Raw genomic sequence first — 16,180 nt, 5'->3', positions numbered from 1 at the left:
TTGGCCCAGAGGTAACGTACTTTTTGACTTGAGAATCCTCCTCACTTGACTCCCACTTAGCTGAATCCCGGTTTCTTGTTCTAAATATGTGGCGAGCCGAGCCGCCGTCCATCGACCAAATTCGTACCCCAATTCTTGAGGCTATTTCTCAATGACATCCAATAATAAGTTGACATATTGATCGGTGGCCTTATGATAATTCCCATGCATTCGTTCATCGGTTAAACTGGCTAAGTCACTTGGATTTCCGTGGGCACACCAATAGGCTACTTTCCTTAAGGAGCAACCTAGAAAGTCTGCAATCTCTTGCTGTTTTCTGCCATCATTTCGCAATAGCAGAATTAGAATACGCTCACGAACGTCGGGATGCTCATGAAATTTAAGCTGCTTCTGCAATTCCTGTTTCTCTTCGGCCGTTAGGTAATTCTTGATTGGCATGTATAACTCACCAAAATACACTCCCTAATATGTAGTTTAGATGCTTAACAGCTTAGCTATCGTGATAACACTGCCCATCACCCGCCGCAGGTAACCTCAAACTTCTAACAGATAATTTCCTGGCGGTCTGTGTGCGCCGACATTGTTAGCTGGCAGTTGTTATTTTTAAGGAATTTATAAGCATGGCGTGTTCCCAAAAATCCATCTATGGAGCGGGGAAAGTTGCATCAAGGAGTGCACTCTAAGACGATAGCAATCACAATAAGATAATTGAATCCTGATACCTTGATTGATATCTCTTTGCGGCTCAACGTTTTTAAGAAATGGGTGTAGCTTCACCATAAAGCTCAACCCTTAAGCTTTCGATTGGTTTCAAGAAGGTTTTAAGCGAATCCAAATCTATAGCTGTATTTCCACTGCTATAAGGTTGAATTACGATAGTCCAGATTGTGAAAGGAGTCGGTAAGAAGAAGTCGTTCTCGTAGCGCGGTGCAATGTCGCCATCAAACGCTATATCTAGACGATTCGCTCCTTTATAGACGAAGTTTCGCCGCGTCGTGCTTCCTATAAAAGTCCGAAAACCTCCTTCAGGTAGTTTGTCAGTGTACATCCCCGAGGTTAGAATTCTAATCTCGATGTCCTCAGAATAGTCTAAGCCTTCAGCAAAAATACGTACCCTTCTAAATCTAACTCGACAAAAAGATTTGAAGCACTGATGGTCAGGCTTTAGCTCCCATGTGACAAATCCATCAGATTTTAGGGCCAGTAATTTCTCATTTGTAAGATTAAAGTAACGGTTCATAGTTTCCGGAGGTTGGCTCAGGGCTTTGCTCCTTAATTCTTTACCTGAAATTTGAGATACTGCTGATCCAAATTTATCTACGTTATCAGTAATTCGTGGCAGTATAGGAGCATCAGCGTTACCAACAAGGGTGAAATATTTGAATGCACGCTGATACGCTTCCATGGCGAGATAGATAGATCTCTTCGTATCAAGAATCCTGCCAAAGGCCAATTGAGCAAACGTCTGATCTTGTCTGATCTGTTGACCCAATTCTTTTAGACGCCGTTCAGTAATATCAATCTCTTTTTCTATCGCAATGCGTCGCCATTTCATTTCCGCAAGTTGTGCATCTGCCTTAGCTACTGCTAATCGAGCTTCGCTAAACGCCTTTCCATAGATAATGAGATTACGAATCTCCAGACGATAATCTGTACCCCCGGCAATGTCTTTCAAGATGCTGATGTTTTCAAAAGTATTCTCTACTGTGTTCTTAAGGAGATCCCAAATCTGGCTACCACCCGTCACTACATCAAGACCTCTAACCTCATAAGAAGAGAAGGCTTCATTAGTAGCATTTTCCACGGATTGCAAAATCTCATGACTTTGCGCTCCCACTTGACTGGCTGTTTTCGTAATGTTGATAATATTGCTAATAGCGTCGAAAATTTCTTTGCCACTTTCACCAGCAGTTTGTAGCCCACTTTTAAGCTGATCTTCCGCTTCTTGAAGTTTCTTCTTTTCTTCCTCCCCATTGGCAGATGGTTGGGAACCTGCTCTGGATGCTTCCTGGGATGGTGGTTCAGATGATCCAATATCAGCATTACTGAGGCCAAGATCTGTGATGCCGAGATCAAATCGGGTTATAGAACCAACGCTATCTACGACAGATGTTACACCCTCGGTAACTTTTACAGCGGTTGGCAATGCTGCGATCGGACCAACCGTTAGGATGGCTGGCAATTGGAGGAGCATTTTGCCGACCCCCGTAACAATATTTATCTCTTCAGCTCTGATATGAGCTTCTTTCCACTGCTCAATGCCGTGCTCAAAAACTTTCCGGCAATGCTCTACCTTCTCTTGTTCTGCTACGACTTGCCTTGCTGCAATATCACGAGCATCTACTGCTTGGCGACGAGTATTTTCGGCTTGACTTACCAGTTTTTCAGCAAGTTCTTTCTGATTTTTCTGAGTCGCGATCGTATCCCTTGCGGCATCAGCCCAGTGCTCATCATCGGCTAGTCGAGATTGTAATTTATCCCATTTGTCTTGTCGTTCTCGCAGTAGCCCCATAAAGTCTTGAGCTTTTGCTGCATAGATATCTAAATCAAGCTGAGGGACCAGGAGTGCGTTATTGTCTGCTGCTGTTTGCAGATCGAGGAGTGTCATCACCATTGAGGCTGCTTGAGCCGCCAGATCGCGAGTCTCAGGGGATGACTTCGCCAAACTACTGACCCACCGGAGCTGTGCGATACTCAAGTTTTCGTCTTCCGTTGATAATAGCGTAGCCAACTGAAATGCTGTCACCAGCGCCAGTCGCAAGGGGGCACCTTCATAGAAGTAGGCAGGATCAAGATCTTCAGGTTTTAGTACGACGGGTTCTGCGGACTTTGTCGACCAAGAGAAACCAGTTGCCCCCTGAGTCACTGGATCAGGCTGAAAACTGTGAGTCTTTACAGTTTTATTGTCGCTCACCGCTTTGATATTCAGTGAGGCTGGCTTTCCGGTTGCTCCATCAACGACTTCCTGCGCGAAAATGATGATGTTCTGAGGATCATTTTTTCTGCGATCACAAATTAACGACGCAGCATTATTAACTTCAACTCGTCTGGCAAAAACTAGGGCTAGTTTTTGCTCAATTAAAATGTCTTGATTCACTTCAAGTACATCGCAACACAGAAGCCAGAGAGGAATATCTTTTCCCTCATTCGTTTTATTGGGCAGTTCGCTCCAGGAGAGCATCAACTGACGAAAAATTCCTCTCTCCAGAATGACTTGGCTGGCGGCAGGTAGTTGCCAATCTGCCTGCCGTTCAGGAGCATAAAATTGAGACCAATCTCTTACTGTCATCATTTCACCTCCACTAACTATGCAGGTATTGCTAGCGTATTAGCAACTTCGTTCTTTAACTGTGCCACCTCTTGCTCAACTTCGTCAGCGACGTTAAACACGGGTTACTCCGACCGTTAACATTGAATTTAACCGTGCCACTTCTTTCTCAACTTCGTCAGCGATACTACCGAGACTGGCATCACCCGGTGCAACTTTGATGTAAGGATTATCGGTTAAAGCGGTTAGCGGTGGAACCAGTTTTTCCCAGTAGTCCTCAGCATCCCCAAGAAAAATCTCAATCAACTCTGTTGCCTCAAGAACCTTGCCTGAATCGCTTTCTGTTGTCAGATTGCTGACACTCTCTTTGAGATCGTCAAGACCTGCTTTTACCTTGACCCATGCATTCTGCACTGTATTCGTATGTGCGATCGCCAGATCCGTATACCTTTGTGCCCCTACTAGTGCCCTATCGACAGTGTTATGAACGGTTTGTGCTTGGATAGCAGTGCTGAGTTTTTGATTATTTTGTTTAATTTCTTCTTCGTAACGATGAGCCTGCTTCAGGTGGTGCACGGCTCTGTCTCCATAAACACCTGCAACTACAACAGCCGGAATAGTTCCAATAATAGGCACCCAGGCATAAGTCGGGGTTGTAGCAGCGACTTTAACATCGTAGTTATACTCCTTCCATTCACTAGCCAATAAATCTTGCAGCTGTTTAAGTGATCCCTGGGCTTCTGCCCCTCCCGCAATTGTTTCGATCGTTGCTTTCGAGGTTTTTTCATCTTCCTCAACCTGGGCTTTCGCTGGCTTGAGATGCTTTTGTAATGCTGAGTCAAGATCTGCCTTGAACTTAGCTAATTTTGCTCCTACCTCTGTCGCGTGATCCGCATTTTCTTGAGTGGTTCGCTGTAACTTAGTAATTAATTTAAGGGCGATAGCAGGTTTGGAGCCAATCAATTGGCTCAACTGTGTGAAAATTCCACGCTCTCCTTTCTGTGCCTTTAAAGCAAAGGACAGAATATTGGTGCCAATCTCAATTACTTCTGGGAAAATATCAACTTGGAAATCCAAACAGGCATGGTAAATTTCGTCATATCCATCCTTCATATTGCCAAAGAATAAATACTTAGCTGGTTCTGATATTCCCAAGAACAGCTTTAGGAGTTCTTCTGTGTTCGGTAATCTTAATCCCCAAGTTGAATACACCTGTAGAAAGTGCCATGCGAAATTTAAACTTTGGTCATGCGAAGGGTCTGCTAGCTTTCCAAATTCAGTAATTACTTGTTCAAGCACAGTACTAGCCTGCCTCAACTTTTCCGGATCCCATGGAAGTGAACTAGTATTACTGGATGTATCTGGCATAATTTCTTCCTTGCAGTCCTAAACGTAACTCAAGTTGCTAGGGATATTAGAGCAAAGGCAATAGGGAAATCTTGCACGGGATTGCTGCTTTTGCACAAAATTGCTAAGACTTGGAAAAAAAATTGGGGGTTACGCCCGTTAATCGCTTAAAGTGACGATTTAGATGGCTTTGATGGCTAAAGCCGCAGGCAGTTGCCACCTCTGAAATTCCCATTTTTTGGTCCTTCAACAGCACCTTTGCTCGCTCCACCCGCTGCTGAATTACATATTGATGAGGTGTTAAGCCCATCGATCGCTTAAAAGATCGGCAGAAGTGATAGGAACTAAGCTGAGCGATCGCTGCCATCTTCTCCAAACTTAGCTCCTGCTCTAGATGGTCATTGATATAATCAATCACTCGCTTTAGTTGCGTTGTTGACAAGCCGCCTAAATAATTAACAGATTTGTGAGTGTGTGCGGAATAATTTCTCAGCAAATGGACGGCCAGTGCTGTTGCCATCGTTTCTGCATATAGCCTTCCACCAGGTCGACGAGATTCTAAATCTGCTTTGAGCGCCAAACCAACTTGAAGAATAAAGGGATCGTACAGGGGTTTTTGAGGCAGCAGCTCAACCTGATCAACCGCTAACAATTCTGCGGCGTTGCGAGTTAGCAACTCTGGCTTCAAACTGATGGCAAACCCTTCGTGGGGTTGGTTCCAGGCTCCCGAGTGAGCGTGTTGCATCGGCACAAGGGTCATACCACCGTGAAACAGCATCTGTCGCTGTAACCGTCCTTTAGCAACTCCATCAATTTTCCAATCGAGCTGAAAACCCTGTCCAAGCGTAACAGCGATCGCGTAGTGATCAAAGCAAAGCTCTGGGGTTTCTCCTGGCTGAGGCAGATGATAATACTCTAGGCTGACGCTGCTCCACTCCGTTTCATCATTTGCCAATGTAGCAGGTAGTGCGAGTTGGTCAGAATATCGCGGCGGAGAATCAGGATTCTCACAAGGCTGACTTTGCTTAGAGTCTGATGGTGGGTTTGAGGGCGATCGCGACATTCATGCACCTTCTTTGTCTTACAAACGATTGACTTTTTAACCTTCTGCTATTTTCAATATCGCTCGATTATCTTTAGTAATTGTCACAGACAGTTTTCCTTTGAAAAGTTCAGGATGATCGATTTGCCCTATGCAATAAGTGCAGGACACTGATCACAGCCAGCTGAAAATGCTACTAGAGATATGGTTTCTGAATATTTACCTAAAACAGAAAAATAGAGATGAGATGCAGAAAATTTTTGCATCTTGCCCCGCTTGGGTTAGTTCGTAAGAAACTTTCCAAATATTGTGCCAACTTCAGTAGGACATTAGGAATTTCTCACATTTTTTTAAGGCAGAAGGCAAAGTTCTTATATACTCCACGGTTGACGGGGAGCTTTTGTACCAGTACTCTTTTACGTTAAGCCGTTCAGCAGAGCGGTGTTCACACAGAACTCGAAAATCTTGGCGCTGTCTGAAGGTGCTACCAACACCAACAGACAGCTAACCCCGCAAATCTCTGAGGCAGATTGCGAGGCTATGGTAAATGGTACCCTAGCCCCCCCAGTTTGCACTTGCGCTGCGGGCGGCTGGGGTTTTCGCGTTCTGTTTTCCTCGCCCATCCCCTCCACTGGAGGGGTGCCCGCAGGGCGGGGTGGGTCAGTCTCAGCAATAAGTCTGTTGCTTACCGCGAGTAAGTCACTTTTTGCCTGGGTTTTGCCCACCTCTACCCCTCCCAGGAGGGGATATGCGGTCAGGGCTTGCTCACTGCAACCACAAAAGGAAACAGAACCGATGTTTGAATATCTAGAGCCAGAAGCCAACCACACCCAACAGACTCAAGGGACCAATCCAGGGACCGGGTCCCTGCCGCTGCCCTCAGGGGCCGAGGGCAACGACAAAGGGACCCGGTCCCTAAAGCCCCTCAACCCCGAAAAAGTGCGCCACATGCTCTTTGGCAGCCTGGCAGGCATAGACCGAACCATCAAAATCCTCCACGCCCTCGGCTACGCCGAACCCAACGACTGGAGCGAACCCATGCCTACCGAAAAACCCGGCCAGTGGATGGCGATTTTGACCAAAACGCTGCTGATGGCATAGCGCTACCAGGCCCAGGCCCAGGTTCTCGCTCGTAGTAGCGCGGCCAGCTTAACTTGTAGGTTGGTGTTGAGGCTCGGCGAAACCCAACAGATCCTCTCTTTTGCAGCAAAAGTGGAAATCCCTCTTAACAAGGGGGACCTTTACCCCCCTCTTTAAGGGGGGCAGGGGGGATCAGCAGGGGGCTAAAGCTACAGCAGATCACGTTTCAAACGCCCTCTTATACCAAATCCTGATCAGCTACCCCCGATTCCCTAGGGGTGCATTGCGGCTAATCAAAGCCATCAGGGCGCTGCCAGGCGAGGGTGTAGCCGCAATGCACCCTACGGTTCTACCTTTTGGGAATCGGGATTATGGGATTTTGATTTGGTATTAGGTTGCCGATTGGTCAAAAGGGTCCGTGGGCGTACCCTGATGAAACACCATCCGCCAGCCTGTTGAATCGAGCCGCCAAATGGATGATCGGTTCGTATGGCGATACAACTCTCCCGACGGGCTTCTGTGGGCTGACCGATAGGTGAGTAAGACAACCGAGTCGGCCAGCTCCTGCACAGCAAAGTCCTGGGCATGGATTTGCGGTGCTGCTGTCTCTAGCGGCAAACTCGCCAGCATGTCATCGCGCGTGTAGGACGCTCCTGAGCGACCAAACTCTCTAAAATCGGCAGCAAGCAGCTGGCCAAGGCGATCGCGATCGCCTCGGCACTGCGGCTGGTGAAGTTCGCACTCTAGCTCGCGGAGAATCGACAGCAGCGACACCTGATCCATAGGCTCTTTCCCTGGCTCTGGGCGAAAAACTATCGAGCAGCCTTACAGGCTGGGCCATTCATCCTGGGCTTCGTCTTTGGTGTTGGTGTTGCGATCGGGGGTGCGCCGCTCAAAAGTTAGATGCACATTGCGGCTCTGCTCGCCGTCCGCCGCCACCGCCATGATCGGGTAGTCAACGACGCCATCCTGGAACGACTGGTGGAACCGAAACGTGCCATCCTCAGAAAGCTCGATGGGAACGCCAGCTATGGTAACCGTGGCATCGGGCTCGGTGGCCCCGTACACAATCAGCTCGGCATCGGCCACGAGCCAGAACTTGCGGGGCGACACAGCGCCCAAACCCACCCCAGACATGGTTAGCCCAGAGAAGCCCGACATCGTAAACGTCCCAATTCCGGAGGTGGTCAGCCCCGCCAGGCCTGCTCCCGACTGGGTTAGGCCTGAGATGCCGGACATGGTCGGCAGACCCGGCACCATCGCTGCCGCGCCCAGCCCAGCCCCCGAGGGAAAGACAAAGGAGCTAATTGGCGGTGCCATGGACCCGGCCACGTGCTGCATTGAGCCAAACAGAGAGCCATCGACTCGCAGGGCTTCACCCCCCTGAGCCAGGGCGTAGAGCTGCTCATGCAGCCCAGCATCGGCCCCCTTAACGCGCGGATCGATCAGGGTCATGATCGTCTTGCCGCGCAGGTTCTCTTCCCAGGTGACGGTAAGGAAGTGCTCTTCTGTCCAGTCGGAGGGGTAGACGGGGGGAACGCGAATGGTGTTGGAGCGGGCCAGCACCAGCCAGCGGCCATCGCCCGCCAGGTAGCCAATTTCGACCTGGTAGTCGCGATCGCTGACCGGAATCTGCATGTACCATTCGCGGGCCATTTCGTCGCAGCCCACCTGTTGCAGGCTGTGGGGGGCCTGATCATCTAAATTAATGCCGGTGACATCGTAGAGGCGCAGGGCTAAATGTTCACCGCCCTGGCGGCGCAGCTCTTCTTTGTGGGTATGGGGCGTATCCCAGTAGGCGTAGGCCCACTGCGGGTCGCGGGGCATGAGCACGATGCGGCTTTCGCCGTAGCCATCGGGCAGGGGCGGCAGACCGTCATCAATGGTGGAGAGATCCAGTTCGCCGTCGGCGGGGCGACCCACCACGTTAAACTTGCTCGCTTCTACCGCCGACTGGTCTTCGGTGCTGGCCAGCGAGGCCGCCGCCCCCGCCGCCAACCCCGCCGCCCCCAGGGCAACGGGAACAGCCGCAGGGATGGTCGCGGGCTGGGGAACCGGAGGCTCAGCAACTGGTGCGATCGCCGGAGGCACTTCCTCAACCGTAATTACTTCGGGCTCGGGGGCAGGCTCGGGTTCGGGCACCGGGGGCGCAACCACAGGCTCGGGTTCGGGCGCCGGGGGCACAACCACGGGCGCAGGCGGTTCAGGCACCGCCGCAGTTACCGGCTCATCCACCGCCAGGGGCGGCGCTACCGGAGACGGTGCGATCGGCGGCTCGACCGGCGGCGGTGGTGCCACCGGGGCCTCAGCAACGGGGGCAGCCCCCCCTCTGCCGCGAGTCAGCAGCCAACCCAGTCCCCCCAGGAAAGCCGCCAGGGGCAGCAGCCACCACCAGGCGAAGCCGCCGCGAGTGTCATCTTCTCCGCCTGCGGCAGCGGCACCAGGGGTTGCGGCGGGTGCTGGGGTCGCGGCGGGTGCCGGGGTCGCGGCAGGTGCCGGAGTCGCGGCGGGCGTGGCCTCGGCAGCGGGCGCCGGGGTCTGCACCGCATTGGCAATGGCATCAGCTTCCCCCGTCTGGGCTGCGGCCAGCGCGGTTGCCCCCGCCGAAGAGGTGGCATAACCCAAAAATGCCGCCACCGCCGGGCTAGGCTCGCCTTTATAGACAAAGTAGCGGGGTTGCGAGTAGGGATAGCGCGGATCGTCGGGCAGAGTTTGGTGCATGGGCACAATCTTGACCCCTGGCCGATCGAGCACCTGGGGGGCGATCGCATAGCTAATGCCATCGCTACCGAGCGCCTTGATCACCTCTGCCGTGTCGTCATCGGCCACGGGGTCGGCGGTGGCCCCAGTCTCAAAGGGGGCGCTGCGAAAAACCTCGTACTGGCTCAGCGATCGGCGGGTATCGCTGCTCTCCGGGCGATCGACAAACCGAATGGGGCCGGGCGCACCGCCCACCTGCGACCAGTCGGTAATCTCGCCCCGAAACATAGCGGCAAACTGCGCGAAGGTGAGGTTGCCAGCGAAGGGATTGTCGGGGCCAATAATAATGGCGATCTTGGCGCGATCGAGGGGGACCGTCACCAGGCCTTCCGCCTGCTCTGCCGGGGTGAGGGGTCGCCCGATGGCCGCCAGATCAATCTTGCCGTCGGCCAGGGCCGCCATGGCTTCGTCGCTGCTGGTCACCTCCACGCCAACATCGGTGCCGTCGTAGGCCGACTCAAACTCTTTCTTGAGAGCCTGGGCCGCAACCCCCAGGTTGGGGGAACTTTGAATGGACAGGGTGGTACCCGAGGGCACAGTCTCAGGCAGCGAAAAAACTTGAGTCTGGGCCACCTGAGCCAGGGCAAAGGCCCTCAGATCAGGATGAGCTGCCGGGCTAAGGGCAAACAGTGCGGCAACAAGAAGCTTGACTGAATACTGCATCGTTTGTCAGGGGGGAGGCAAAGAACTGAAGGCCAGGCAAATATACCAAGTCCACAGGCAAAACACGAGTATGCTGGCGCGCAAAACCCGTCGATTAACCCAGATTTGGTGCGTACCCGAGAATTACGCTCAACTATTGCAGCATTCGCCAGGGGAGTCAATGGGAAACCCGCAGGGGTGTTCAGGGCCAATACTGGCTGCAAATGGCTTAATTTCCCAGAAAACAAGTCATTCTGACGATTAAAAAGAACGCGAGCAGCGCCAACTCCCACCGTCGCCCTGACCGCTCTGTCCTGACCGCTCTGTCCTGACCGCTGAGCAGTTCCATGGGGTGGGCACTATGCTGCCAGCTCAACGGCGCCTGAGAGAACATCTGTTCCCATGCTCTAGCCCGTACCCCTGTGTTATTGATCCCACGCAGGAGGTTTCAGCCGGACTTTGGCACTCATCTAAATTCCCCTAAATTCCCCGTTCCATAAAGTTTGTTACCAGGGCTCTCTATCTCTCGATAGACCCTTCTGACCGAGCCACGCCCCACCGCATCCTGGGTCGCAGGTTATGATGAGGAAATTGATTGACATTTCTTAACAAATCCCAAAACGATCATCCCGAAACGATTACCTAGCAAGACTGATTGATTCATGACGGCTTCTTCCCCCCCAGCGACGGCATTAAAGGCTTTGTGGAGACTCGCGTTCTCCTGGGCCAGCCCCTGACCTCCGAACTTGCGGCCATTTTGCTGGTGTACTTTGTGCAGGGCATTCTGGGTCTGGCCCGGCTGGCGGTGAGCTTTTTTCTCAAAGATGACCTGGGCCTGACCCCGGCGGAGGTGGCCGCCCTCAGCGGTATTGCCACCCTGCCCTGGACGATCAAGCCCGTATTTGGGCTGCTGTCTGACGGGTTGCCCATCTTTGGCTATCGGCGGCGACCCTATCTAATCATGTCGGGGCTGCTGGGGGCTGGGGCGTGGTTAGCGCTGGCCACGGTGGTGCAGACGGGCTGGGCGGCGATCGCGGCCATTACCGTCAGCTCTCTCTCCGTTGCCGTCAGCGACGTTATCGTCGACTCCCTGGTGGTGGAACGGGCGCGGGGCGAATCCCTCGGTAAAGCAGGCACCCTGCAATCGCTAGCCTGGGGCACCTCAGCTGTGGGCGGTATTCTCACCGCCTACCTGGGCGGAGCGCTGCTCCAGCACATCAGCACCCGCGCCGTGTTTGGCATCACCGCGACCTTTCCCCTGGTGGTGTCCATCGTCGCGGTCCTAATTGCCGAAGACCCGGTAGATTCGCCCAGTTTTGCGGTGGTCAGAAACCAGGTCAATCAGCTCTGGCAGGCCGTTCGCCAGCGCGCCATCTGGATGCCGGCCCTGTTCCTCTTCCTGTGGCAGGCCACCCCTACCGCCGATGCCGCGTTCTTTTTCTTTACCACCAACGATCTGGGCTTTCAGCCCGAGTTCCTGGGCCGGGTGCGGTTGGTGACCAGCCTGGCGGCGCTGCTTGGCATCTGGGTATTTCAGCGATTCTTGCGCACCGTGCCCTTTCGCACCATTTTTGCCTGGTCTACGGTGCTCTCTAGCGTTCTGGGCATGACCATGCTGCTGCTGGTCACCCATACCAACCGCAGCCTGGGCATTGGCGACGAGTGGTTTAGCCTCGGCGACAGCCTGGTGCTCACCGTCATGGGCGAAATTGCCTTTATGCCGGTGCTGGTGCTGTCGGCCCGGCTCTGTCCCCCCGGCGTAGAGGCCACCCTGTTTGCGCTGCTGATGTCGGTGGTCAACCTGGCCGGGCTGCTGTCCCACGAACTGGGGGCTTTGCTTACCCACTGGCTCAGCGTTACCGAAACCGACTTCACCAACCTTTGGCAGCTGGTGCTAATTACCAACCTCACGACCCTGCTGCCGCTGCCGCTGCTGTTTCTGCTGCCCAGCACCACCTCCCAAGGGGCAGAGTCCCCCGCTCCAGAAGCCCTACCTCCGCCGGAACTGGCCACGGTTTCAACAACGCTCTTCGCCCCTACCTCCCTAGAGCATCCGGTCCCCGTCGGCGACCCCGATTGACCACCTCCCCACCTCCCCATCCCCCCACCTCCCCCATCCCCTTATCTTCCCCATCCCCTCACCTCCCCATCCCCATGACCGCCACCCAACCCCGTTCCACCACCACCACCCAGCCCTACTCCGTCGAAGACTGGAACAGCGGCTACCGTTCCCAGCCCAACGAGCACGACTATTGGATTGCCGACATTGAGGGCAATATTCCAGCAGAGTTGGAGGGCACCCTTTTTCGCAACGGCCCCGGCCTGCTGGATATCCACGGCCACCCCGTCAAGCACCCCTTCGACGGCGACGGCATGATCAGCAGCATCGCTATTCAAAATGGGCAGGCTTTCTTTCGCAATCGGTTTGTGCGCACCGAGGGCTACCTGGCCGAGCAGCAGGCTAAAAAGCCGCTGTTTCGAGGCGTATTTGGCACCCAAAAGCCCGGTGGCCCCTTGGCCAATGCCTTCGACCTCAAGCTCAAAAACATCGCCAACACCAGCATCATCTACTGGGCCGACAAGCTGCTGGCCCTGTGGGAAGCCGCTGAACCCCATCGGTTAGATCCTGCCACCCTGGACACCCTGGGGCTGGACTACTTAAATGGGCTAATTTCTCCCGGCGGGTCCTTCACCGCCCACCCCCGCATCGACCCCGGCCACCACGGCGATCGGCGGCTAGTGGGCTTCTCGGTTAAGGCCGGGCTCTCCAGCACTATCACTGTCTATGAGCTAGATACCCAGGGTAATGCCCTGCGCCAGCACAGCCATACCGTCCCCGGCTTTGCCTTTATCCACGACTTTGCGCTCACCCCCAACTACGCCATTTTCTTTCAGAATCCGGTGAGCTTCGGGCCAATTCCCTTCTTGCTGGGGTTCAAAGGGGCGGCAGAATGCATTAGCTTTAACCCCAAGCAGCCGACCAAAATTCTGATCGTTCCCCGCAACGGAGACCCCATGCAGGTCATCGATACCGACCCTTGTTTTGTGTTTCACCACGCCAATGCCTTCGAGCAAGATGGCCAGATCGTGGTTGACTCCGTGTGCTACGACAGCTTTCCCTCCCTCGACGGCAGCCGTGACTTTCGCGAGGTAGATTTTGACCACGTGCCCGCCGGGCAGCTGTGGCGTTTTACGGTGGATTTGGCCAGCAGCAGCAGCCAGGTCGCCAAGCTTGTGACCCGCTGTGTGGAGTTTCCCTCCCTGCACCCCGATCGCCAGGGGAGACCCTACCGACATCTATTTATAGGGACGGCCCACGGCTCTGAAGGCAACGCTCCCCTGCAAGCCCTCCTCAAGCTCGATACCCACACGGGCGACACCCAGCTGTGGAGCGCGGCCCCGCGCGGGTTTATGGGAGAACCTCTGTTTGTGCCACGGCCTGGGGCCACGGGTGACGATGACGGCTGGGTGCTGGTGCTGATGTACAACGCCGAGCGCCGCTGCTCGGATCTGGTGATTCTCGACGGCAACGATATTACCGCTGGCCCAGTTGCTCGACTCAAGCTACCCCACCACGTACCCTACGGGCTGCACGGTAGCTTTGTGGATCAGTATTTTGGTCCCAGGGATGGCCGTGGAGAAGCGTGAGGCTAGTGCATAGATGCAGGTGCTGCCGGAGCGGCTGCCCCTGGCCTTTGAACGGTGGGACCCAACTATGGGCGATGGAAGTGGGGCCGTGGCTGGGGCGCGATCGCCCGCCTGCGGCCCATAGTTTTCGCGACCTATCCCCCTCGACATAGGATTACGCCGAACCAGAGGATACTGATTCCCGCCGGGGGGGGATGGAAATACAGACAGGGTGCGGGAGGGTGAAGATAACAATCCTCACTGGTCTTATTCCATGACGCTTACCGGACGCCACGTTTCCTACTGGATCGATTCGACGCTGCCCTCTACCTATCCAGCCCTCAGCCAGGATGTAACCGTAGATGTGGCGGTAGTAGGCGCTGGACTGGCTGGGGTCATGACCGCCAAACTGCTCAAACGGGCGGGCAAAACCGTGGCCTTAATCGAGGCCGATCGCATTGGCAGAGGCACTTCGGGCCACACCACCGCCAAGGTTTCTGCCCTGCACCAGCTGATTTACGCCGACCTGATTGACGAGCACGGCGACGAGAAGGCGCGACTGTACGGAGAGTCTAACCGGGCCGCGATCGCCCGCCTCGCCGACCTGATTGCCGCCGAAAACATCGACTGCGACCTAGAGCGCAAAGCCAACTACACCTTTGCCACCGATGAGGCAGGACTGGCCAAGGTCCAGGCCGAGGTAACGGCGACCCAAACCCTGGGGCTGCCCACCAGCTTTGTGGAAAGCGTCGATCTGCCCTTTCCCGTGGCCGGGGCGATTATGATGCCCGACGAGGCGCAGTTTCACCCGCGCAAGTTTATGCTGGCGATCGCGGCCACCCTGCCCGGCGACGGCAGCCACGTCTTTGAGCAAACTCGCGTCAAAACCGTCGAAGATGAGGGGCCCTGTCGCGTTATTACCCACAACGGGTCAACGGTGATTGCCCAGGATGTGGTGATCACCACCAACCTGCCGATTCTCGACATCGGCCTGTACTTTGCCAAAACCTATCCCCAGCGGTCCTACCTGGTCGCAGGCCCCATCGAGGCCAGCCGCGCCCCCCAGGGCATGTACATTGGCGTGGGCGAAGGCTATCGCTCCATCCGCACCACCCCCACCAACGACGGTGGCCTGCTGCTGCTGGTCGGCGGCGAAGGCCACAAAGTCGGCACCGACGATGCCACCGATGAGCGCTTTCAGCGTTTAGAAAGCTACCTGCACAGCACCTTCGGAGTCGAGCCCGCCTACCGCTGGTCGAGCCAGGACATGTATTCCTTTGACAAGCTGCCCTACATCGGCACCCTCACCCCGGCCCACCACCACACCTACGTAGCCACCGGGTTTAGCCTCTGGGGCATGGCCAAGTCGGTCATGGCAGGTATGATGCTCTCAGACCGCATTCTCGGCATTGAGAACCCCTGGGCCGACCTGTACGAGGCGACGCGGCCTACCCCCTTTGTCACCGCCACATCCATTCAGCAAAACCTGGAGGTCGGCATTCGCTGGGTGGGCGATCGCTTCAAAGGCCTCTTTGACTCAGCCGACAGTGTCAAACCAGGGGAAGGCAAGCTAATCACCCACAAAGGCAGCAAAATCGCCGCCTACCGAGATGATAGTGGTGAATTGCACACCGTCTCAGCCGTATGCCCCCACCTGGGCTGTATCGTTGCCTGGAATGAAGCCGAAACCAGCTGGGATTGCCCCTGCCACGGCTCTCGCTTTACCTGCGAGGGCAAAATCTTACATGGCCCCGCCGTAAAACCGCTAGAGCAAAAATCCTGCGATTGATCTATAGCTGTAGCCAAAGAGTTTGGGACATTTCACAGGCATAGCTGTAGCCAATCTGGTTAAGACATTCCCCCTCAAACGCTCAAACGCCCAAACGCCTCTGAATGTCCCAACACCCCGCACGCCCACCCCCGTGCGACAATAGCGGCGTCTTCTAGGTCTATTTCTCCCATGAGTGGCGACACCATCTTTGGCAAAATCATCCGCAAAGAGATTCCGGCAAACATAGTCTACGAGGATGATCTCTGCCTGGCCTTCACCGACATTACTCCCAAGGCCCCTACCCACATTCTGGTCATCCCCAAAAAGCCAATTCCCAAGCTTTCGGACTCAACCCCGGCCGATAAAGAACTATTGGGCCATTTGTTGCTAACCGTTAAGGAGATTGCCGACCGGGCTGGCTTAACTGAGAGCGGCTATCGGATTGTAATCAACACCGGAGACGACGGCGGACAGACGGTTTTCCATCTACACCTGCACCTGCTTGGTGGCCGCAGCTTAGGCTGGCCGCCGGGCTAGTTTTTACTTTTGTACAACGAAATAAAGTTTCTTTTCTGCTGATTCCCGGGGAAGAGGAGAAACTTTACACTGCATATGGATGGATAGATTTACCCATCCAATATCC

At 54.5% G+C, this 16,180-nt stretch carries 9 protein-coding genes and 3 pseudogenes; 5 read left to right on the top strand and 7 right to left on the bottom strand.

Annotated features, from left to right (window positions below; translation table 11 throughout):
* From LEPTO7104_RS33795 to LEPTO7104_RS33790, 4 genes and pseudogenes are all read right to left on the bottom strand, one after another.
* Positions 1-438: pseudogene (locus LEPTO7104_RS33795) on the bottom strand (helix-turn-helix domain-containing protein); the annotation flags it as partial.
* A 316-nt stretch (positions 439-754) separates the two neighbouring features.
* Positions 755-3,289 (bottom strand): hypothetical protein, encoded by a 2,535-nt coding sequence (locus tag LEPTO7104_RS0113695; RefSeq protein ID WP_155523634.1) that lies wholly within the window; start codon positions 3,287-3,289, stop codon positions 755-757.
* Between the two features lie 93 nt (positions 3,290-3,382).
* Entirely contained in the window at positions 3,383-4,567 is a 1,185-nt protein-coding gene (locus LEPTO7104_RS0113690) for a hypothetical protein (protein ID WP_225886980.1), read from the bottom strand.
* Positions 4,568-4,739: 172 nt separating this feature from the next.
* Complete coding sequence (locus LEPTO7104_RS33790) at positions 4,740-5,570, bottom strand: helix-turn-helix domain-containing protein (RefSeq protein ID WP_017299150.1); 831 nt, start codon at positions 5,568-5,570, stop codon at positions 4,740-4,742.
* Between the two features lie 882 nt (positions 5,571-6,452).
* Between LEPTO7104_RS33790 and LEPTO7104_RS33785 the strand changes: the two genes are divergently transcribed.
* Positions 6,453-6,758: a hypothetical protein gene (locus LEPTO7104_RS33785; protein ID WP_017299149.1), complete on the top strand. Its 306-nt coding sequence runs from the start codon at positions 6,453-6,455 to the stop codon at positions 6,756-6,758.
* A 369-nt stretch (positions 6,759-7,127) separates the two neighbouring features.
* Here the strand turns inward: LEPTO7104_RS33785 and LEPTO7104_RS0113670 are convergent, their stop codons facing one another.
* The 3 genes and pseudogenes from LEPTO7104_RS0113670 to LEPTO7104_RS43610 all read right to left on the bottom strand — a co-directional run.
* A complete protein-coding gene (locus tag LEPTO7104_RS0113670) occupies positions 7,128-7,520 on the bottom strand; it encodes a nuclear transport factor 2 family protein (protein ID WP_017299147.1) in 393 nt (130 codons plus the stop codon).
* Positions 7,521-7,562: 42 nt separating this feature from the next.
* Positions 7,563-8,705, bottom strand: a pseudogene (locus LEPTO7104_RS43615) (DUF4912 domain-containing protein); the annotation flags it as partial.
* Positions 8,706-9,353: 648 nt separating this feature from the next.
* A pseudogene (locus LEPTO7104_RS43610) lies at positions 9,354-10,160 on the bottom strand (substrate-binding domain-containing protein); the annotation flags it as partial.
* Positions 10,161-10,794: 634 nt separating this feature from the next.
* On the opposite strand from LEPTO7104_RS43610, the gene LEPTO7104_RS0113660 reads away from it, so the two are divergent.
* The 4 genes from LEPTO7104_RS0113660 to LEPTO7104_RS0113645 all read left to right on the top strand — a co-directional run bounded on the left by LEPTO7104_RS0113660 (position 10,795) and on the right by LEPTO7104_RS0113645 (position 16,074).
* Positions 10,795-12,219 (top strand): folate/biopterin family MFS transporter, encoded by a 1,425-nt coding sequence (locus LEPTO7104_RS0113660; protein WP_017299145.1) that lies wholly within the window; start codon positions 10,795-10,797, stop codon positions 12,217-12,219.
* Between the two features lie 74 nt (positions 12,220-12,293).
* Entirely contained in the window at positions 12,294-13,787 is a 1,494-nt protein-coding gene (locus LEPTO7104_RS0113655) for a carotenoid oxygenase family protein (protein WP_017299144.1), read from the top strand.
* A gap of 253 nt (positions 13,788-14,040) precedes the next feature.
* On the top strand, positions 14,041-15,555 hold the full coding sequence (locus tag LEPTO7104_RS0113650; protein WP_017299143.1) for an FAD-dependent oxidoreductase: 1,515 nt from the start codon (positions 14,041-14,043) through the stop codon (positions 15,553-15,555).
* Between the two features lie 171 nt (positions 15,556-15,726).
* Positions 15,727-16,074, top strand: coding sequence for a histidine triad nucleotide-binding protein (locus tag LEPTO7104_RS0113645; RefSeq protein WP_017299142.1), 348 nt, complete (start codon positions 15,727-15,729; stop codon positions 16,072-16,074).
* The last annotated feature ends 106 nt before the right edge of the window (positions 16,075-16,180 follow it).

Origin of the sequence: Nodosilinea nodulosa PCC 7104, from assembly GCF_000309385.1 — a bacterium.
Taxonomy (GTDB): Bacteria; Cyanobacteriota; Cyanobacteriia; order Phormidesmidales; family Phormidesmidaceae; genus Nodosilinea; species Nodosilinea nodulosa.
Note: the sequence above shows the minus strand (reverse complement) of the source record. Positions and strands in the feature narration are given on the sequence as shown.